We start from the raw sequence: 20,491 nt of genomic DNA on the forward strand, positions 1-20,491 counted from the left end.
ACCACTGTAAACCCCACCAATTTTTCAAACAAATAATTTCAGATATGTTCTGGGTTGTAGACCAGGAGGTAAGATTTTCTAAATTAATTCCTGCTGAGTAATATAATAGTTTTACTTGCACAACTTTCTTTCTTCAAAACTCACAGTTTCCTTTTTTTGTTGCGGGATAGTAATACCAAGAGCCAATAAAGTAGTTACCAGGCATCGGATGAATATAGAGTTTTCTACAGCCATAATTACCAGTAATGTGATTTTTCCTATAACGTCCTTTTAGCCAACCTCCACCAATCTTAGCTTTCTCAATTTCCTCCCTAACTGCAAAAACTCCAGTTTGGTCCTTAAAATTGATTTGATTTGTTCCAACAGTTTCAGGGTGTATTGGAGAGGCTAGAACTATGCCATCAAAATTAATTGCAAAAATACGACTGGACTTTTTCCGAAACTCTAAAATTGCATTTTCTTTTCCATGATGTGCAACATGGTTTTCTGCTTTCTTAACACGCTCTATTACTTTGTTTTTATTCCAATTTATAGAATTTGCTCCAGCCGAAACATAAGCAGGAAATAAAACAAAAGTCAAAAATGAATAAATGCACAAGATTAGATTTACACTCATAATGATTACCCATATTCCTTAATCAATTGCAACGAACATCTAATTTATTACAATATTAATGTGCTTAAACCTTCAAAATACCAAATCTGAGGCAAATAGACATTTGTTTTTATTTCTTCTTGGTTGATAGATTAATCCGATATTTCAACTGAACACCCCGCCAATACTTTGTTTCAGAATGTTCCAGCTCAAGGTCCTGCATCAAAGGTCCAACTAATGAACGACCCGAACCAAGCAATACCGGTGCGATGGTTATTGTTAATTCATGGATTTACACCTATTGCGTAGTGCTCGTTCCCTTCTGGTAAACCAAAGTATTCTGGCAAATTCTTTGTAATGGCTCGACATAAGGATTGAGCCAAATCCCGGGTTATTTTTTCGATTTGAATCATAGTATTTTCCCTACTGCAGTATCTCTCGCATCACCTTCATAGCCATCCAGATCATCAAATGGCATGTCGATATAATCATTATTTCTATAAAATCTTAGCGCATCCGGTGAGGACTCCACGTGCAAGCTTTGATAGCCTTGTTTTTTGAGCCACTTTTCACATAGCGCCAAGAATTGGCTACCGTATCGATGGTTTCTTTTTTCCTCATCAATCACAATGATACGCAACGCTGCTCTCTTGTGAGGCCATAATTGCAGATGGGCATAACCCATCATGTCACTTCCCTGAGATAAAACGAAATGAACATGAGCATCATGCTCAAAAGTCCAAGTGTAAGGGTCAGAAAGACCTGCTCTATCAAAAAAATAGAACTGTCTGAAATGACGTACTTTATCCCATTCGCGCGGTGTTAATGCCTTCACCACTCTTAATCCATTAAATCCTGCTTTTTTATCAATTGTTGCAATAAAGCTTTCTTTACCCAAGCAATAAGCAGTAATGTCATAGGGATGTTGATGCGCCAACTCCTGTTTTAAGTGTGCATAAGCTTCTTTATCTTCCGGATGTGTTCTCATCCAGTCCCTAAATTTTAAATGCCGCTCGATTTCGGAACTTCCAAACTCAAAAATATGAGCATGATGTGTTCGTAGGTTCTCCCCCTTTTGGAAATAGCGGCGAAAAGGGATGCCGTATTCTCCTTTGGCTTCATAGCCCAATGCCTGCATGGCAGCATTAGCACTGTCCACTTTGCTAATATCTAAAACAACTGGAATCATAGCGATGACTGGTTTTGCAGCCAAACCAGGTACTGATGTGGAACCGATATGATGAATTTCAATGCAATTACTGCCTAATGCTTTTTTAATTCGCTCTGCTTCCTGTTCAAATTGCATAGGCCAATTAGCATCATAAGAAACTACTTCAATAAGCCGTTGTTCTTGGTTGACTTCCATCTTCTCTCTCTTGAATATGCTGAACCATTTCACCCACAAATGCAGTGACTTCTTGATAGGTTTCGCCGGTCAACATATCGCTTGCATGATTTAGTTCAGTTTTAGTTAATGCTCGTTGAATTAAAACTCGCCATTTCGGGAATTGATTTTTAGCCCAAGTTCCAGCTTCTAACTTAGAGCCTTGTTTCTGATGTTGGAGCACATACAAAGCCCTGCATAGAGTTAATACAGCATAATATTGGTACGCTAAACAATTTCTGGTATGAACAACCCAATCTTGCCACGCATAAGCCTGTTTTTTGACGTGTTCTATAAATTCACTGTTTGATACAGGAGCAATAATCGACTTTGCTGATGGACCGTATAGAGTGAGGCTATTTGTTTGCAACAAATAGTAATTAATAAGCCAATCTGTTCCTGCTTTTTTGAGGTGAAATGGTTCTCCTGGGCTAATGACAGCAATTTGACTTTGCTCTGTTTTAAAACGTTGTAACATTCTATACGATGCATAAGCCACTTCAATTCGGTCATTCCAATCTGGAAAATGCCGAACCAGATTGGAATGAAAATCATCTAAAGCCGCGAATTCTTCTGATGTCATTTCTTGGTTTAATGCCACAAGAACATCAATGTCGCTGGTTGTTTCATCAAAATCACCCCAGACGAATGAACCATACACGTAAACGCCCACCAAATGTTCTTTTAAAATTGATTGCAAACCAGATAATAGGTTAGTAAGTAAATGATTAACTACCCTAAACTCTGTATGTGGTTTATTCATTTGCTATCCAACTATCCATTAAGTCTTGAGACTCTTCCTTTCGTTCATCGGGTAAAAACCCACCTACCTGCGCATCCCACAGTGTTTTGTACAAACCACCGCGATCTAGTAGTTCAGCATGGGTCCCGTCTTCAACGATATGGCCTTTATCGAATACTAAAATTCGGTCCATATGCAACAGAGTCGATAAACGATGTGCAACGACCAAGGTTGTTTTTCCCTGCATCAACTCCCAAAGACTGTCTTGAATGTTGGATTCTGTAATAGAATCGAGCTGTGACGTGGCTTCATCCAACATTAAAATGGGCGCATTTTTTAAAATTGCACGAGCAATGGCAATGCGCTGGCGCTGACCACCTGAAAGCTTCACGCCACGTTCACCGACCAAGGTCTCATAACCTTCTGGCAAAAGACTGATGAATTCATGTGCATGGGCCTTCTGGGAGGCTGAAATGACTTCCTCATCCGAAGCGTTTGTCCTGCCATAACGAATATTATCCATTAGGCTTCGATGAAAAAGAGTTGGGTCTTGTGGAATCATGGCAATGGCTTGCCTTAAACTCTCTTGTGTCACTTCGGATAGATTTTGACCATCGATTAAAATTTGCCCATCCACTACTTCATATAGCCGCAAAATCAAATTAACAAAAGTGGACTTGCCGCTTCCTGAATAGCCCACCAACCCCACTTTTTGACCGGCTTCAATGGTTACCGACTTATTCTGGAACAGGGAATAACCACCCTGGTAATGAAATTTTACCTTGGAAAAATCAATTCGTCCCTGCCTGACCACTAATTGGAACGCATTGTTTTTATCCTGTATCTCATGGGGAATGACTAATGCATTTAAACTTTGTCTTGCCTTGCCTAACGCTTGGTTAAATTGGTCCACTTGGTACATGGTGTACCACATCATATGGCCCAATTCCATGGAAAGCCCAAGAATCAAAGCAAAATCACCAATGCTCACCAGTCCCTTGCCATACAAGTGAATTAAGCTAATTGATGCCAAACCCATCATTACCGCAATCATTCCTCCTTGTGCGCAGCATAACAAAACAATAAACAGCTCTTTTCTTTGAAAAGCCCGTTGTACCAAGCTAAAAAACGTGTTCATACGTTCCACTTCATAGATTTTCCGTGAAAAAATACGAATATTGGATTGATTCGCCAGGCTATCGACTAATTGCCCAGCAAGCTGCGATTCAGAATTTGCATGGTCATCGGACAATTGAACCAATCGCGCCGACATCCAAATACTAAATGAAGCAAAGGCAATGAACCAAAGAAATAAAATATAAAAGAACAGGACATTAACAAAATAGGCTGTAATAAATGAAACCACTAATAATGAAGCACCACGAAGAAAGTCGACCGACACACGGTGCAAAATAATCTCGAGATTATCAGCAAGAATGGTAATTTGTGTGGCAATTCGCCCAGATAGATTATCCTGAAAAAATTGCGTACTACTTCCCAACACATACTCAAACATTTGGCTAATGATTTGGTTTTTAATCACTGCTTCATATTTATAATTCAAGTACCCGATTGTTCGCCAGGTGATATTGTCAAAAACAATAAAGTTCACTACCAGTAGCCCAGCAATCCAATACAAAGAGGAAAAGTCCGTACTTGTTTTGGCAGCCAGGGTATTAATAAAGGATTTAATCAATAAACTATTAAATGGTCCCCAAAATCCAGCCATTAAAGCAAGCAGGATAAATAAAAAAACCATGCGACGATACGGTTTTAAAAAATGCCACATAAAAGGAGCTATGTGATTAGGCAAACGATTAGTCATAGTGAACACCCTCTGATTGTCCCTCATTGAAATGATGTATCTTCCGTTGATGAACGTGGTACCTGGTTTCAATGTGAATGGATTCTAAAAAATCATGGTCGTGAGAAATAACAAGTATTGCTCCTGGAAATTGACGTAATACCTCGATGATATGAGTACGAGTTTCCAGGTCTACATTGTTGGTTACCTCATCTAAAATAAGTAGCTTCGGTGGATTGGCAGCAATTAAGGCGAAAGAAAGTCTTGCCTTCTCACCTCCAGAAAGATCTTTGATCTTTATTTCAACTTCTTCATTTTTGCGAAATAAAAAATCATTCAAATGGACACGAAGTTCAGTATGAGAAGCATGGGGCATCTGACTTTTCATCAAATCCAGAACTGTTTCGTTACGATCCAGATGTTGATAATGCTGATCGAGATACCCAACTGTAGTGCGCTGAGGCAGAGTCCACTCACCTGTTCTCTTAATTTGACTATCCCCCAAGAGCGCTTTAACAAAGGTGGACTTCCCTGATGCATTGTCCCCATACAAGGCCACCCGTTCGCAGCCATTCAAGTGAAAATGAATCTCTTCAAGAATCACATCTGTAGACTCATAGGCAATAGAAGCATCTTGAATTCTGATTAAGGGCTTACGGTGGTCAATACCATTTAATTTAAATTTGGATTTAATCGTTTCCGGAAGGTTTAGAGAAGATAGCTCTTCAAGCAAGTGTTGTTTTTCTTGATTAATCTGACTTAATCGTTTATTTCCTGTTGTTATTGCATTGGCGAGCTTTGCATGAGACCGAATCGTGGGCCATTTACGCTGCACTATCTTTTTTTCACCCTGAACACGAGAACGTTTATTCCGTTCTTGTTCTCTCATTAGAGCAAGATGTGATTCTTTTTTCTGATGTGCAATCCGTGTTAATTCCTGTTTAATTGATCCCTTCTTATCGTCAAGCATTTGCTGATAATGACAATAAGCTCCTCGAAATACAGTCACTTGGCCTAAATCAATATGCCATAGAGTATCTGCGATTGTATTGAGGAGCTCCTTATCATGAGAAGCGATAACCAACGTCCCAGTATAATGCAGAAGCTTACGCACTAAAGAACGACGATTACGTCTATCCAGATGATTCGTTGGCTCATCTAATAGCAAAACATTAGGATTCTTAGTCAATATCTTGGTCAACTTTTGGTTTAATCGTTGACCACCACTTAAATCAGGATACTCTTCAATCACTTGGGGTAAATAACCAATATGAACATCCTGAGGTATTTTAATCTCGCCATCAGAGGCCGAACAAAGGCCACCAAGCATCTTAAGTAAGCTTGATTTTCCTGAGCCATTTCGGCCAATCAGTGCAATACGCTCACCAGAGCGAATTTCGCCACTGAAGTCTTGAAAACAGGTTTTATGCGGATAGATAAGACTTAGGTCTTTAAATTGAATCGGTTTGTGGTGCATGGGTTACTCTTAAGCATGTCTTTTAGGACAATAAAAAAATAGAAACCAACAAGGGTTTTCTCTATTTGCCCTATAGAGGGGCGTACTTAAGATGTAATTTTCATGGCGTTACGAATCTGCTTTTGTATGGTTTTAAGTCAGATTGAAATCTTAATGCAACATAGTTGCTGATGTCAATATAATTTTTGTCAACCTAGGGAAGTATAAAGATGATTGCATGCAAATAAGCTATGTAACATATCACCGGCGCGCCCCGGTAACCCGGCTAAGCTTTTTTTTCAAAACAGTGGATGTATTAGGCCATGATATCGCTTTAATTTTCAGAACAGGTTCTCATTTATTTATTAATATATATGATTAGAGATTTAATCATATGAGCAATAAATATGACATCTTTAAAAAAGATAATAACACTCCATGCTGATGAGCGTTTTGAAGTTGAATTTAATAGTGGTAATCTCCAGGCTAAGACTGCAGTTATTTTTGTGCACGGTTTTGGCGTAAAACGTCAATCCAGAGGATTGTTTGTAGATATAGAATCTATCTGTCTTGATACTATGCTTTCAGTGCGGGCTGAGTATTCACAAGTGTTAGATGACCGATGCATTGCTTTACCTTTTCAGATTCAGCGCCAACGCTTAAATAAAATTATCCACTATATTCAGGATCATTATAATATCGATAACTGCATTTTTATTGGTCATTCCCAAGGTTGTATTACTATTGCTCTCGAGCTCCCTCATAATGCATTAACCCTTTTGTTGGCTCCGCCAATTTTGTCTCCTTTTGAAGAATTTATTAACACGAAAGGATGGAAAAATCCAGGCTCACATCTAAATATTCAAGGCAACTCTCGTTTAGTTCGTTCCGATCTAATTATTGAGGTTCCTACGCATTTTTGGTCTGAATTCAAAACCATTGATGCACAATCATTATACAGAGATCTTGCTAAACACAATGATGTTCGTATTGTCTTTGCTGAAAATGATCAAGTTCTGGGAAATCAACAGCCAATCGGTCATATCCCAACCTATAGCATCAAAGAGGCTAATCATGATTTTTCTTCAACACCTCGTGTGAAATTATTGCAATTGATTTCAAAACTAATCTTGGATAGAGCCTGAGCTAATTTTTATAGTTATAACTGATCTAAGCTTAGGTGTTTAATAAGAAAAACAAAACGAACTGACGTAGTGGATTTATGGATTCCATAGGCTGCAATAATGGATCAATTGGCTATAATAACGATATCTGTCACAAAAACCTGGCGGATGACTATGCCAAAAGAAACAGACTCTCCTATTCTAGCCATTAGCTCAGCACCAAAAACAGAGTCTGGTGCAATTGATTTAACAAAAGCCGAGCATATTGCAGAGGGGGGGACTCATATGCTTTATCGATTTCCAGACGCTCCTTTTGTTATTAAATTAATGAAGCAAAATCCTAGCCCACAAGAGCTTGACGAGTTAGAGAGGAAGTATGCTGTATTATATGATTCTTTTGATAAAGATGGGAAACAACGATGTATTCGAGAACAACATATAACCCATCAAGTACTACTTCCTGGAAAAGAACCTCAAAACGCAGCTTTATCATTGGTTCCATATGAACAGTGCTTTAAAGCTAAAATAAAATTTGATTTTAAAATAGAACCTGCTGAACTCGATCCTTACTTAATGGAGCACAACAAGGAATTGTTCGATAAAGCAAATAAAGCGCTTACTCATAAAGAGGTAAATGAATCTGATTTTGATCTTAATAATTATGCAATTATTGACGAAAGAATTGGTGCTATTTTGCAACGCTTGGATGACGACCCTAAGCTCAGAGACACTATGATTGAATTTTTAAATCATTATCGTGATTTTTATCAAAAAACAGATATCATCCTCGATGCTATGGGTTTTGAAAACATCCTTTTTTTTAAAGACGAAACTGGTGATTGGCAATTTAAAGTTGGTAGCGCTATTAAACATGACACTGGAAAATATACAAATGAATTGTTTAATGCAATGCACACAGGAAAAGTGGATTTAAATGAGTTTGTTAATTTTACTCATGCATATTTTTCACCAGCAAACATTAGGGCTGTTAATGTATGTGCGATGAAACTTGGTTTAGAGCCTGTTATTGATAATGTAACCATCGATTCAGAAGATTTACTTGCAATATCCCAAAAATTATCAATAGGAGAGCGAATGCTTGCCTACGCACGACATGGTGATTTTGAAAAAATGGATCAAATACTCCAGGAAAATAAAGAACAGCTTAGTTTTAATATTAGAGATTTCTGGGCATATTCTCAAATCGCTGATGAATATATCAAGCATGGGCAGCCTCCATTAGCACTTAAAAATTATCTCGATACTGTGAATAAATTCCCTGTCGTTTTACCGGAGCCTCCAAACGAGGAGATTGTAAGACGAATACAAAATTCTAAAACAGACATGATAGATCGTAGAAATATGCACGATAAAAAAATAATGCTTCATCAAGAACTAAAAGCTGTCATACATAGAACAAACGCTCACAATGATAATGAACAAACTGTCGCAGTGGCTAGGGATCAAAAACATAGAGAAGTACCTGAATCAACACATATAGATGCGGTCGATAAACCACCTACAGAATCACATGTTTCACAAAAAATGACAAAGCAGTACAGAGATAAAACGCAAGAAATAAGGAAATCTGATCCAGGGTATATGGCTCCTACAGAATCCTCTATGGCAAAAGAAAGAGAAAAATATACTCCCTTTTCAACGACTCCAAAACCACCATAGAAACCATAATATGAATTAGTTTTATTGTTAGCGATCTGTTTAAATATTATACCAATTGTTGGCCTTGCTCTGAAATCCCACTTTTTGTCAGTTCTTCCAGTATCTAAGAGAAGGATGGCGAACTATTTGTTTCTAATACCTCTTCAGCTGCCGAAGGTTTTACCTCCTCACATCTAATATTGCCCACAGCTTCTCGAAATCGTTGATTTAAATCCCGAGCGGATTCTAAATCAGCCACTTCTAGTGTTTCATGCACAGGCACATCAACCCTATCAGTATGTTGTACCTGTTGAGCAGGCTGACGGCCTGACAATTCGGAAATAGCTGCAAAAAATGAAGAGTGCTCTCGAGATTCTGGTAAAGACTGTTCAAATAAAAATTTCGGGTTGCTATGGATAAACTCAATAGTCACTTGCTCTCCATTAATGCTAATTTTGAAATCTTGATTCTTTTCAGGTAAAAAGTCAGTGTCAGAGATTCGCACCAGTTTTATTTCACGGTCGAATTCTTTGCATATTAAAGCGCCCTCGTTGCTGTATATTTCTCTCTTCTCGCCAAAAGGGTTCTTATACACTCCCGCAAATGATTCCAATGGTGGTGTAAATTCTTTCTTATTTTGTTTATATTTTTGTACCGCATCGAACCATTCTAAACGCTTCTTGGTTGTGTCATCGGGTGATGACACAACCGCTGCCGCAAAACAACTTCTAGCCTTTTCAAGGTCTTTAATGCCACCCTGATTTTCCGCGATCATCCCTTCCAGGGTTTCTTTCCATCCTGGCTTATCACTTTGGGGATATTGAGGCATTTTTTCAAATAATGCTTGTGTCTCACCAATAGGCGCTAAATCAGGAGAACTCAATATTTTAGTTGCAATACTCATCCCCTGTTCAGAATTTGTAAAGAATGCCGCACCTTTCTTATCTGTGACATTGATAGCCATAAAAGCTCGTGTATTAAGGTTTTCACCATATTGATAAGCGATTACCTTATTATCTGTATTTTTATATATATGCCAGCCTAGGCCGCAGGTTTCCGTAATGCTGTAAACCCTTGTTGGCACAAGTTTCTCACTAAACACCTTGATTTCTGTTTGTGTAGATTCGTCTATTACACGTTTTAAGTCATTAAACTCCGTTTTACTGAAAGAAACACGCTTATAATTATCACCTGTTGCATTCTTGAGGTATTTTGGAGTGTTATCAGCTTTGCTTAGGCGCTTGAACTCTTCAGGTGTCAAATCGGAAAGTGCGAAACTCGTTTCAAACTCAAATGCTTGTTGGAAAGTAGGATCGTCCATATTTTTTAACCAAGCGGTCATGAATTTTGAAAAATCTTCGGCTGTTGTAAGTAGTGTACCGGCGGCATTAAGATGAGGGGTATGACCTGCTTTTGATGTTATCTCTAAGATATCGCGTTTGAATGAGGGATTATTCAGTTTAGTTGCCAGGTTTGTTAAATCAATTTCTGGAGGAAAGGACACTGGCTCACTCATTCCTTTTACGTAGTATTTACAGGGATTTTCAGATAAATAAATTGTACCATTTTCAGACTGGTTGAGATCAGACAATGATGACATCAATTTAAGATCATACCTAAGATTTGGGATGCTCTCATAGATTGATGTCGGCTCCCCTAGCTCAGTATGAACTGATACAATATTGGTTCTGCTATCTGGTTGCGGTAAAAACGTAGAATGCTTCATTTCTAAAGGCTCAAAGACATGCTCATGAGCTAAGGTTTCTAAATCTTTACCTGTTTTTGTTTCAATGACTTTTTGTAAGTAAAGAAAAGCTTCGCCTGAGTAAGAATATCCCTTGCCTAGAACTGATTTATCATCAAAGGATAGTGGAGAAGATAAATCCGACCCTGACCCAAAATTGGGCAATCCAGTAGTGTGTGTCAATACATGTCTGGCTGTTAATTGCATAGCTTTCTCAGGATAGGCACCGTTTACCTTTAATCTTTCATATTCCCGTTCTTTCTGTTGCATTATAGGAAGTAATGGTTCATCTAAATCGATTTGCTTATCCTTGACCAACTGTAACACTAAATATGTAAATACAATTTTACTAAGTGAAGATGCTGGAAATTGAGTATCATTATCTACTTCATCCTCACCAGAATTTGTAGTTTTTCCAACAGCGAGTGAAGTACTTGCAAACTCATGCCCGCTTCCCTCTTTAGCTTCGACATAAGCATAACTTACGCCTGGAATATAAGCAGGCTCAACTATATTTTCTAGTTTATCTTTGGATGGTATAGGCATATTACGTAAATAGCTCTAAAGATATATTTATTATAGGTCATAGCTTTCAACTGGATTGATACCTTCATATGGCAAAGCAAAATTATAATCACACGGAATGCTGCGAGACGGTCTACTCATACTACTGGCACTCAAAATAGGCATTTACTGTACTTCTCCATCCATAAACATTTCACTTTTTTTCATCTCATCCCTATGCTTTTAAGGTGATCCATTTGCTCAACTAACGACGATTTATGAGATCACACTTCAATGCCTGAGGCTTTTACTTCTCACTTTAGCGAGCACAGGATACTTTCAGTTTCAATTAAGTTCATTTAATAACACTCTCAAAAATCCATTGACTCTATCAATCAAACACGCAAATATAAATCATAAATTAAACAATATGTTTAATTATTTTATATCGATTGATGCTGATTGATATCAAATGTAATAACAAGAAAGATGGATGTAAGATGGATTTTTTATTTATAAACTCTCAGGAATTATCGGCATTAGCTGGTCTTCCTTATGTACAACAAGTTGCGTATTTGACTGGTATAAGACCTTACATGGATCGTAAAACTTCCATTGTTGGTGGGGTTAACCGACGAATAAGTTATCAGTCATTATCTGAAGCACTTTATGTTGAGCCTCATCAAGGCATTACCAACTCTGGCAGTCCAAGCCGGCAACAATTACGAAGAATTATTAAAGGTCTTGAAAAGGCAGGATTAATTCAAATTCAGTCTGCTGATATGCACCTCATTTTAAAATGCCTTTTAGTCAATTCAGATATTCCTGACCAAAATAAACCCGACACAAAGCCGGCACAGCAATCAGGCATAGTAAACCAGAGAAAAAATACTGAAATTCCAAGTAATTACACTCAATACTCAGCAAAACCCAACACAGAAGAAATAGTAAAACCCGACACACCTCATAACTCAGATCTTGATCTTGTTTGTTTAGGCGAACAGTTTGAAAAATTTTGGGAAAGTTATCCCCAACCCGCAGACAAACTTAAAACCTGGAATGAGTTTCTCAAAGTCAATCCTGACAAAGCTTTATTCGCCAAAATGATGAGCGCCCTCAAACAACAAATCATTGCCCATCAGCAACTTCAGAAGCAAGGAGAATGGGTTCCAAATTGGAAGTATCCTGCCAATTGGTTAGCTCAGGAAAGCTGGAATCAGGTTCTAACAGTACAAACAACAAAGGAGTCAGCAAGAAATGAAAAGAGCCAACGAAGTCATATACCAAAAACTTCTTTCGATGTCTTCTGGGCATCCTGCGGTCAAGGAGCGCACCTCGACTTCGATGACATCAAAGCAATTCAGTAAGAGGGATAGCATGAACACTCACTCACAAACGTCATCAACTTACGATTTGCGAATAGATATTTTATTCACACGTTTGGGCGCTATTTATGGACAACTTTGGTGGAACAACTATAGAAATGAAGAGTTGCTATTACTAGCCAAACAGGAATGGTCCGAAGGCTTAAAGCGATTCGATAACCAAATTTTCAAAGACGTATTGGTGGTATATCGCGAACAAAAAAACTATCCCCCTTCTCTACCTCAGTTTGTTGAAAGTTGCAGAGCGGCTCAGGCACGCAGAGTACCGCCACCTGAAAGAATGAGAGAGGAAAGACGCCCATCAAGTCTCGAAACTGCAAAACTGCACCTCGCTGCCATGAAGCAGATGCTGAAAAATTAATAATAACCGGAGCTATACCCATGCTAGTACTTACACGCCGTATTGGAGAGCAAATCTTCATCGATAAAGGTCAAATCAAAATTAAGGTTCTCTTTGTTCGTAATGGGAATATCGCCCTTGGGATCCAAGCACCGTCACAGGTAGACGTGGATCGTGAAGAAATTTACTACCGTAAACAAGATAACCCCGAAAGTATTGCCGTCGAATCCAATTAACCATAAAAGCCAGGCAATAAAGCTTGGCTGGAGTTTTGCCATGTTGAAATTATCATTTGTTACTCTTTTAGCCTTGATGACCTTAGCAACTCAGGCAGCAGATGTTACACAAATTAACCGCTATGCCACTGTTGCCAATAAACCACTGGCTGCCCAGGTAAATCCATTGCTAGCGGTACAACAAATCCATTTTCCTCAAGAAGTTAAAACCATTGGTCAAGCCGTTAAATGGTGGCTTCGATATTCAGGTTTCACATTAGTCGATAAAGAAAAGCAGTCCGAAAGCCTGCAAGCGGTTATGTCTCAATCTTTACCTCAGGTTGATAGAAACTTAGGTCCTTTAACTGTCAAAGGCGGCCTGGAGGTCCTCGTTGGTCAACAAGACTTTACTCTGATTGAAGACTCCTTGCTACGCCAGGTGAATTTTCATTTAAAACCAACTGTAAAGCCAAGGAGTAAATAATGATTACTTGCCCCTTAGTCAAAAAATATATAAGTATCGCAAGTTTGGGAATAGCGCTCATCAGCAGTTTTGTTGTAATCAAATGTTATTTCCTGCAAAAAACAAAAGATGTCGAGATTATAACTACGCGTTTAAATGAAATTCAGACTCAGCTCAGTAACCTGCAACAGGCAGCAAAAAAACCTGATGAGAAGATGGATTTAAGCACCATCAATCATGACCTCAATAAACTGACCACATTGATTGAGCAACTCAAATCCAAAGATGACAACACCATAAACCAGCTTATCAGTGAGAATCGTACAGACTTATCTCAAAAGCTGGATGCACTGCATGAGGTAATTAATTCGCTCGATAAAAAGGAACATCCTATTAAGTACCTCCCAGTAACCGCCTTACCCTTTAAACTCATCAGCATAGACAGCATTCAGCAAGTCAGTATTGCAACTGTTGCATATGACTTTAAAACCATTCCACTGGAAAAAAGCGACAAATTAGCCGGGTGGACAGTATTACAGATTGATTTTGGTCAACAACGTGTTGAGCTCGAAAACAATAATAAAGAGCGTGTTGTGGTAACGATTGAATCTGATTTTCTTGGTGATCAAAATGCTTAAATATCCAGTATTAATGCTTGCCTTGTGTGCGAGTGAACTTACACACGCCGAGTTAAACATCCCCGGTTTAAATCAGCAGCCGTTAAATACTTTGGCCACTGAAGATCAAACATTGGCGAAAACGGGATTAACTCTTAATGAAGATGATCTGACCTCTGAACAAGACATCAATAAAATCAAACTCAATGAGAGCCAACTTCATGAAGCAAAAGTATGGGAATTAACGCCAGAGGAGGAAAAACGATACCTCTTGCTCATGAAAAATAAAAGCAAATTCTATTATGAGGGGTTAAGACAAACACCGATTGATATTCTGGGGCTTAATGCGCGCAACGAAACAGAACGTAATCATTTTGCAGAACTGGCAGCAAAGCAAGAAGCACAGAAAGTCAGTAAAAATATTGCATGGAACAATGCTTTTTACAAAGCATATAACAAGTTGTTTGCCAATGTTCCAGTAATTGGTGACTTTGATCCATCCCCTTATTCACCCTATGCCCATAAACCGGTTCAGTTAGCCCAAGGTGACACCCTCTATTTTTTTGTGAAAGAAACTGATACCGCCAAAACCATTGTGTTAATGCTCACAGAGGCAATAGAACAAACCCCGAATACACAATTGCATTTAATGTTGCTGGGCTTTGATGACTCATCTATCCAGATATGGGCTAATCAACACCAAATACCACAACATCTTGTGAATAGTGGACGAATCAGTTTGAACCATGGTGAGCTCAGTTACCAAGCACTGAATGTAACAAAAAAAACATCCCCTTTGTTGCTACTTTCTAAAAATGGCCACTCAAGCATAGTTGATTTGGGGAGGTTTTAGTGATGAAGAAACTCTCCATTATTGCTGGTTTATTGATGAGCATTTCTTGCTACGCATGGCAAATTATCAATACAGAACAATATATCAAAGAGGCTCAATCTCAATTAACCGAAGAATCTTTAAAGCTTCAGGAAAAGCTCGATGCTAGATTACCAGTATCTAGCCATGCAGCTGCGGGAAAAGTAGATAGAAAAAAGATCAAACTAACAAACTTCACCCAGTCTGTTTTTATCATTGGCAATGATCAGATTTCACGTCAATGGCTTCAAGAACATGCAGAAGAATTAGAAGCAGCGCATGCGTTGGGATTTGTTGCCAATGTAACAGAAAGCGAGCAATTACAAGCCCTTCAACAACTAACCAAAGCCCCCTTGCTACCAGCCAATGTAGACGACTTGATGGCTCTCTTTCAAGAAGGCCATTACCCACTGGCATTTATTGAAGGTGAACTATGGCAATGAAGACTCAACCCCCTAAACAATCTAAAAGAATCATTATGAGTCTGTTAGTACTGGTTCTATTAGGCTGGTTGATCTTATTAGGTTGGGTTTTTAGTCTTTGGTGGTATTCAGGTTTTGATACATCCTTTAATTCGGCTACCACTCTATTCAAAAACCAGACATCAGCTGTTGCTGATTTCAATGATACGACAATAGCAGAGAAGATTAGAACATGGTTCGGGCTACTTCCTACTCGTGAAGTCACTCAGAAAGTAACACAAGCGCGTCTATTAATTGAAAATGAACTGGACAATGTACTTCCTGATACAACCTCTGAGCTTAGTGAGATTACTGATGACTTCATTCATATCAGCAGGCAGGTCTGGTCGCTGATTAGTCTTACGATACAAATTATGTTGATAAAACTGCTTATCCTCTTGGCAGCTATCCCCTTATTTATGCTGGCCATGACTGCGGGTCTTATTGATGGGCTTAATCAGCGCGCCATTCGCACAGCTTCTTTAGGACGAGAGTCTTCCTATGTCTTCCATCGCTTAAATCATTATTTCAAAAGAGCTTTATTAATGTTGCTGGCTGCATGGCTGGCAATACCCATAAGCATTACCCCTGCTTTTGTATTTGTACCAGTCAGCATCTTGTTGAGTGTCATAGTTTCTGTCACCGCAAGTCGCTTTAAGAAATATTTGTAAGGAGAAAAAAATGAAACGACTGTTGTTAGCGCTGATGTTAAGCCTGTCTTTTTCGTCACATGCCAGTGAAGAAGCTTTAAATCAAACATTGGTCAGAGTTATTAATCAAATTAATGCGCTCATGCCTTTACTGGATGAAGCGCAAGCTGAAATTGAACCTAACACTCGCATTCAATTGCATATTGAGTCTTTTGAAGGATCTGATGGAAAAACTCACGCAGGTCTTCGTAATGATTTACTGGCTATCAGAAATGCCTTGATTGATTACATCAATAAGCCCGCTATCGAACCAAAAACGATTAAGCCGCTGTCGCTTGATTTTATCGGGAAGTAGCCATGAGCAAAATTGATATTGCTAAAACATTCGCAGCAAGTTTCAAACAGGCCGCTGGAGATACTGCGGCAAGTAGCTACTCTGGTTGCATCCGTTTTATTGCAATCATGCTGGTCATCCTTGCAGTGATGTGGTGCATCAACCATTTCATGGGGCATACAGAAAAAGAGCAGGAAGGTTTTCTAATTCTTCTCGGCTCGCGCTTAATCCGCATCGTTTTAGGATTTTGTTTATTCATTCTTATTTTAATCGTCAAGGGGAGTTAACTATGAACACAACTATCGTCACAACAAAGCAATGGGTAAAACGGCTGGCTTTGAGTTTTATGACCTTAAATTATGCGCCCGCTTTATTTGCTGACAACTGGTTCCCAAAGATTTCCAACGCAGATGATATCAGTGACGGCAATAAAAGCATGATGACTGTGACTGGCAACTATGTCAGACAGGGCTTGGGTCTATTGTTGTTTATTGCAGCAGTTATGAGCTTTATCAAATTCATCACCACGGTACAACATGGTATTGAAGAGTCCAAGAAAAATGACGGTTCTATGGTGGCCTTCGGTACTTTTGCTGTCATGGGAATCACCTATCTCGCCATCAGTATTGTCGCAGGCTATGTGGGATACAGCATGATAACCAAGTTCAAGATTTAAGGTATTACCATGAATCAACCGTCATCACGTCATTTATCTCATGATTATGAGGCCTATAAGGGCTTAAGTCTAAGAGAGCTATTCTGGATAGTAGTTATCACAACACCCACTATAAGCCTTCTGTTTAGCCTATGCGGTTTCTTTACCGGATATCCTCTCGCTTGTGGCTGTGTCGGTTTTCTGGTGGGTTTTATTGTCTCTATTACCGTATGCCCCAAACGCGCCGCTCGTTTGAAAGCAGGAAAACCGCATGGTTATTTAATGAAGAAAACCATTTTGATTCTGACTCGTTTGGGCTTAAGGCGCTCTCCCTATCTACACCATGTCGGTACCTGGCAAAAATCCAAAATTGTGAGGAAATCTCATGTTTAATTACTGGAAAAAAGTTGACAGTTTAAATCATATCAATCGCTTGCTACTGGCATTTGTTACTGTACTCATTTTAATTGTAGTGGGGTTACTTATTACGCTTGCCAAATTACCTAATCGCTTCGAGTTTTGGCTAACCCCAGCCATGACAATCAACGGAGGTTTAATAAAAGAAAATCAAGTTCCCAAAGAATACATACAAGGCTTTGTTGCCACATTGATACCTGCATTGAATACCTGGTCAAACAAGGGAAAAACAGAGTTCACTAATAATCTCGCGGGCTTCCATTACTATTTTACCCCTCGCCATCAGCAATTAATGGAAAAAACATTAGGTGCTTACAAGGATGCCCAACTCTTTGATCGCGCCCAGGTGGCAAGCCTTTATCGTTTCATGGAAGACGGTGATGTAACCCTTCTGGACGATAATACATGGGAAGTCCATCTGGTCTTGCGTATTACCCAAAGACTAAAAGATGACAGCCCCATGGTCATAGCCGACAAGGTGGTTGATTACCATATCCGAGTCGTCAAAGTAAATCTGTCTCGTCTGCAAAACCCCTTTCAGCTTGCCCTTGATGGGTACACCCAACCAGAAACTCTCGTTAAAGATTTATTAGCTACTCACTCGGAGGAAAAACCAAATGAAAAAATTTAAATGGCTATTGGCTTTGGTGAGCATGGCTTGCAGTATTCAAACATTTGCTCTCGATGCTGAGCACGTGTTATGGGATAAAACACCCATTCCACTGGACTTATCTCTGAATGAAGAACGTCTGGTTCATTTCCCTCAGGCAGTGAGCATTGTGGACAATGAGGCAGGCAATAAAATTGCAGTGCTCAAAGTTCAGGATACTTTATATCTCAAAGGAAAAGAGGCTTTTGAAAACAAACGCCTGCTGGTACAGCTCATGCCCCAGGGTGAAGTAATTATTCTTAATCTCACTACTAAAGAAAAAGCCGTTGTTAGCAAACCCATTGAAATATTGCTTGAGAGTAAGGAAGAGACAAACAACACCACTCAAGAACCCGCAAATTCCTTTGACATGAATGCCATCACACTGACCCGTTTTGCCATTCAGTCATTGTATGCACCACAAAGATTATTGGTAATTCCTGAAGGGATAGGTAGAACACCTATGCAAACCCGACGCCAAATAAATCTGTTTTATGGGGCAAGCATTGAGGCACGGCCCTTGATTTCATGGCATGGCGGTAATTTTTATGTCACCGCAATAGAGTTGAAAAATTTGTTAAACAAGGAGGTCATTATCGATCCTCGCCGGATGATTGGTAATTGGCAAACAGTTGCCTTTTACCCCAGCAATACTTTAGCGCCCCGAGGTAAAGAAGATACAACCACAGTCTTTCTAGTTTCTGACAGACCATTCAGCACTGCGTTAGCCAATAGTCGGGAGTATATACGATGAAAAAAAATTCCGGATTAAAAGTATTAACCGGGGTTGTCGTTGGCGTGGCGGTACTCATTTTAATGAACAGCAACCATCATTCCAATGAGCCAGCCAAACAACAAAGCGATCCCAATAACCTGAATGCAGCCATTGCCAGCCAATTTAACGACAACATTCGTGATGTTGCCGCAAGGTTACAAGAAACCGAGAAGAAACTGGCTAGCCTTGAATCTGAAAACAATCGCCTTAAATTAAGCACTTCAGAGATACCTGAAAACAACAATTCTGGGCTCCTCAAAGACTTAGAAAGACTTAAAGAGGAGATTGCTTCGCTTAAAACAATCAATGAAACATCACAGGAGGACAAACCTTATGTAGTTCATGGGGAAGCGGCGACAATCCCTGAAAAAGAGAAAAATATTAAAGATATTGATCTCTTATTAATGAAAAAGGAAAACAGTCAAACTGAACTGGCTTACTGGGAGCGGTTGAAAGAAAAAAGCAAGGCACTCACTCAACAAACCAAATCAGGTACAGCTGAAAATGAAGGAAAACAATTAATTCCCTACTATACCATCCCAGCAGGTTCTGATCTTGGTCGCACAACCTTGTTATCTGCCCTGATCGGAGAAGTACCGGTTGAAGGAAAATTAATGCAGCCCCTTTTCCCCTTTTCGGCGATTGTCAATCGCGGGGATTTAATGGCGGCCAACGGCATCGCTTTACCCTCTGATATTTCTGGCATGAAAGTGAGCGGTTATGCAATAGGTGTTGGTTCTTTTTTGGATAATATCAGCTGTGTTCGAGCTTATGTGACATCCGCTTTATTTGTCTTTGATGACGGTCATTTTGTAACTGTGGGTAAAGAGCAGATGAGCGGAACCGCTGAAATGGTCAATAACGAAAGTTTAGGCTATCTCACCACTGCTTACGGTAATCCTTGTATCAAAGGCCAATATTTCACCAATGCACCTAGAGTACTTACAGCACTTATGGCTTCAGATGGCATCAAAGGATTTGGTAATGCCCTTTCTCAATGGCAGATGACCTCTACCGCCAATGCGACTGGAACAACAAGTATACCTACCGGCTCTATGGGCAATTACGCCTTGGGTGGCGCTCTTTCCCAAGGAACAACGAAGGGAGCGGATTGGCTTGAAAAACGCATTCAGGGCAGTTTCGACATGGTTTTTGTTCCAGCATCGATTGGATACAGACCGACACAGCTTTCGTTTCACATCACCCAAACCATAAACCTTGATAAAGAAACCAATGGGAGAGTATTAGATTATGGTCATTTACAACAAACTGCACACGATTTTAGTCTTAGGTAGTGCTTTAGTATTAAGTGCTTGTGCATCTTCCTCGGTTAGTTCCACTGCCATTCCCGAAGGTGGTTTAACTGTTAGTCAGCTTTATCAGCAAAGCTTAGGAGATGCGATGCCCAGCTGGTCTGTTCCTAAAAGACAGACCACTACGGTTAATTATTCAGGGTATACACGAGACGCTTCCAACGAGATTCAACACTTATTCAAACCCTTGGATAACCCACAAATACCGATTTATGTGTTTCCTCATGTAGCACGTATCGGTGATGAGCAATTGCTGAAACCAGGCTATACCACAGCATTTTTTCTCTACAAACAAAACCAGTTTGCCCTGGCTTCAGAGCGTTATTAAGGAGGT

At 39.4% G+C, this 20,491-nt stretch carries 24 protein-coding genes; 18 read left to right on the forward strand and 6 right to left on the reverse strand.

The window, feature by feature from the left end; translation table 11 throughout:
- Positions 1-133: 133 nt before the first annotated feature.
- The 5 genes from DYH42_RS09720 to DYH42_RS09750 form a co-directional block, all read right to left on the reverse strand.
- Positions 134-616 (reverse strand): cache domain-containing protein, encoded by a 483-nt coding sequence (locus tag DYH42_RS09720; RefSeq protein ID WP_058522373.1) that lies wholly within the window; start codon positions 614-616, stop codon positions 134-136.
- 388 nt (positions 617-1,004) lie between these two features.
- A complete protein-coding gene (locus DYH42_RS09735; protein ID WP_058522372.1) occupies positions 1,005-1,961 on the reverse strand; it encodes a GNAT family N-acetyltransferase in 957 nt (318 codons plus the stop codon).
- Positions 1,930-2,742, reverse strand: a complete 813-nt coding sequence (locus tag DYH42_RS09740) for a nucleotidyltransferase domain-containing protein (RefSeq protein WP_058522371.1) — start codon at positions 2,740-2,742, stop codon at positions 1,930-1,932. Before DYH42_RS09740 ends, DYH42_RS09735 begins: the two co-directional genes overlap by 32 nt.
- Positions 2,735-4,546, reverse strand: a complete 1,812-nt coding sequence (locus tag DYH42_RS09745) for an ABC transporter ATP-binding protein (RefSeq protein WP_058522370.1) — start codon at positions 4,544-4,546, stop codon at positions 2,735-2,737. The genes DYH42_RS09740 and DYH42_RS09745 overlap by 8 nt, the downstream gene beginning before the upstream one ends.
- Positions 4,539-6,002 (reverse strand): ABC-F family ATP-binding cassette domain-containing protein, encoded by a 1,464-nt coding sequence (locus tag DYH42_RS09750; protein WP_058522369.1) that lies wholly within the window; start codon positions 6,000-6,002, stop codon positions 4,539-4,541. The genes DYH42_RS09745 and DYH42_RS09750 overlap by 8 nt, the downstream gene beginning before the upstream one ends.
- Positions 6,003-6,388: 386 nt before the next feature.
- On the opposite strand from DYH42_RS09750, the gene DYH42_RS09755 reads away from it, so the two are divergent.
- Both DYH42_RS09755 and DYH42_RS09760 read left to right on the forward strand, forming a co-directional pair.
- A complete protein-coding gene (locus DYH42_RS09755) occupies positions 6,389-7,126 on the forward strand; it encodes a hypothetical protein (protein WP_058522368.1) in 738 nt (245 codons plus the stop codon).
- 153 nt (positions 7,127-7,279) lie between these two features.
- Positions 7,280-8,785 carry a hypothetical protein gene (locus DYH42_RS09760; RefSeq protein ID WP_237758945.1) on the forward strand — a complete coding sequence of 502 codons (1,506 nt, stop codon included), beginning with the start codon at positions 7,280-7,282 and terminating at the stop codon, positions 8,783-8,785.
- 103 nt (positions 8,786-8,888) lie between these two features.
- Here the strand turns inward: DYH42_RS09760 and DYH42_RS09765 are convergent, their stop codons facing one another.
- Positions 8,889-11,054 (reverse strand): serine hydrolase domain-containing protein, encoded by a 2,166-nt coding sequence (locus DYH42_RS09765; RefSeq protein WP_058522366.1) that lies wholly within the window; start codon positions 11,052-11,054, stop codon positions 8,889-8,891.
- A gap of 413 nt (positions 11,055-11,467) precedes the next feature.
- On the opposite strand from DYH42_RS09765, the gene DYH42_RS09770 reads away from it, so the two are divergent.
- Genes DYH42_RS09770 through DYH42_RS09845 form a run of 16 tightly spaced genes read left to right on the forward strand, consistent with a single transcriptional unit; the run spans position 11,468 to position 20,485 of the window.
- The gene (locus tag DYH42_RS09770; RefSeq protein ID WP_237758944.1) at positions 11,468-12,379 is read left to right on the forward strand and encodes a hypothetical protein; all 912 of its coding nucleotides are present in this window, start codon (positions 11,468-11,470) and stop codon (positions 12,377-12,379) included.
- Between the two features lie 10 nt (positions 12,380-12,389).
- Positions 12,390-12,758, forward strand: a complete 369-nt coding sequence (locus tag DYH42_RS09775; RefSeq protein WP_058522395.1) for a hypothetical protein — start codon at positions 12,390-12,392, stop codon at positions 12,756-12,758.
- 20 nt (positions 12,759-12,778) lie between these two features.
- Positions 12,779-12,973 (forward strand): carbon storage regulator, encoded by a 195-nt coding sequence (locus DYH42_RS09780; RefSeq protein ID WP_058522364.1) that lies wholly within the window; start codon positions 12,779-12,781, stop codon positions 12,971-12,973.
- 40 nt (positions 12,974-13,013) lie between these two features.
- Positions 13,014-13,436 carry a PFGI-1 class ICE element type IV pilus protein PilL2 gene (pilL2, locus tag DYH42_RS09785; RefSeq protein ID WP_058522363.1) on the forward strand — a complete coding sequence of 141 codons (423 nt, stop codon included), beginning with the start codon at positions 13,014-13,016 and terminating at the stop codon, positions 13,434-13,436.
- The gene (locus DYH42_RS09790) at positions 13,436-14,053 is read left to right on the forward strand and encodes a hypothetical protein (protein ID WP_058522362.1); all 618 of its coding nucleotides are present in this window, start codon (positions 13,436-13,438) and stop codon (positions 14,051-14,053) included. Before pilL2 ends, DYH42_RS09790 begins: the two co-directional genes overlap by 1 nt.
- The gene (locus DYH42_RS09795; RefSeq protein ID WP_058522361.1) at positions 14,046-14,885 is read left to right on the forward strand and encodes a TIGR03759 family integrating conjugative element protein; all 840 of its coding nucleotides are present in this window, start codon (positions 14,046-14,048) and stop codon (positions 14,883-14,885) included. The genes DYH42_RS09790 and DYH42_RS09795 overlap by 8 nt, the downstream gene beginning before the upstream one ends.
- 2 nt (positions 14,886-14,887) lie before the next feature.
- On the forward strand, positions 14,888-15,346 hold the full coding sequence (locus DYH42_RS09800; protein WP_058522360.1) for an integrating conjugative element protein: 459 nt from the start codon (positions 14,888-14,890) through the stop codon (positions 15,344-15,346).
- On the forward strand, positions 15,337-16,035 hold the full coding sequence (locus DYH42_RS09805) for a TIGR03747 family integrating conjugative element membrane protein (RefSeq protein WP_058522359.1): 699 nt from the start codon (positions 15,337-15,339) through the stop codon (positions 16,033-16,035). Before DYH42_RS09800 ends, DYH42_RS09805 begins: the two co-directional genes overlap by 10 nt.
- Before the next feature lie 10 nt (positions 16,036-16,045).
- On the forward strand, positions 16,046-16,369 hold the full coding sequence (locus DYH42_RS09810) for a hypothetical protein (protein WP_058522358.1): 324 nt from the start codon (positions 16,046-16,048) through the stop codon (positions 16,367-16,369).
- Between the two features lie 2 nt (positions 16,370-16,371).
- Positions 16,372-16,635, forward strand: a complete 264-nt coding sequence (locus tag DYH42_RS09815; RefSeq protein WP_058522357.1) for a hypothetical protein — start codon at positions 16,372-16,374, stop codon at positions 16,633-16,635.
- A 59-nt stretch (positions 16,636-16,694) separates the two neighbouring features.
- The gene (locus tag DYH42_RS09820; protein WP_115317151.1) at positions 16,695-17,024 is read left to right on the forward strand and encodes a hypothetical protein; all 330 of its coding nucleotides are present in this window, start codon (positions 16,695-16,697) and stop codon (positions 17,022-17,024) included.
- A 9-nt stretch (positions 17,025-17,033) separates the two neighbouring features.
- Complete coding sequence (locus tag DYH42_RS09825; protein ID WP_058522355.1) at positions 17,034-17,396, forward strand: TIGR03750 family conjugal transfer protein; 363 nt, start codon at positions 17,034-17,036, stop codon at positions 17,394-17,396.
- Positions 17,389-18,051, forward strand: coding sequence for a DUF2895 family protein (locus DYH42_RS09830; RefSeq protein WP_058522354.1), 663 nt, complete (start codon positions 17,389-17,391; stop codon positions 18,049-18,051). The genes DYH42_RS09825 and DYH42_RS09830 overlap by 8 nt, the downstream gene beginning before the upstream one ends.
- Positions 18,038-18,823: a TIGR03749 family integrating conjugative element protein gene (locus DYH42_RS09835; RefSeq protein ID WP_058522353.1), complete on the forward strand. Its 786-nt coding sequence runs from the start codon at positions 18,038-18,040 to the stop codon at positions 18,821-18,823. Before DYH42_RS09830 ends, DYH42_RS09835 begins: the two co-directional genes overlap by 14 nt.
- The gene (locus DYH42_RS09840) at positions 18,820-20,139 is read left to right on the forward strand and encodes a TIGR03752 family integrating conjugative element protein (RefSeq protein ID WP_058522352.1); all 1,320 of its coding nucleotides are present in this window, start codon (positions 18,820-18,822) and stop codon (positions 20,137-20,139) included. The genes DYH42_RS09835 and DYH42_RS09840 overlap by 4 nt, the downstream gene beginning before the upstream one ends.
- Positions 20,096-20,485 (forward strand): TIGR03751 family conjugal transfer lipoprotein, encoded by a 390-nt coding sequence (locus tag DYH42_RS09845; protein WP_058522351.1) that lies wholly within the window; start codon positions 20,096-20,098, stop codon positions 20,483-20,485. The genes DYH42_RS09840 and DYH42_RS09845 overlap by 44 nt, the downstream gene beginning before the upstream one ends.
- The last annotated feature ends 6 nt before the right edge of the window (positions 20,486-20,491 follow it).

The sequence above is a fragment of the Legionella birminghamensis genome (assembly GCF_900452515.1).
GTDB classification, from domain to species: Bacteria; Pseudomonadota; Gammaproteobacteria; order Legionellales; family Legionellaceae; genus Legionella_C; species Legionella_C birminghamensis.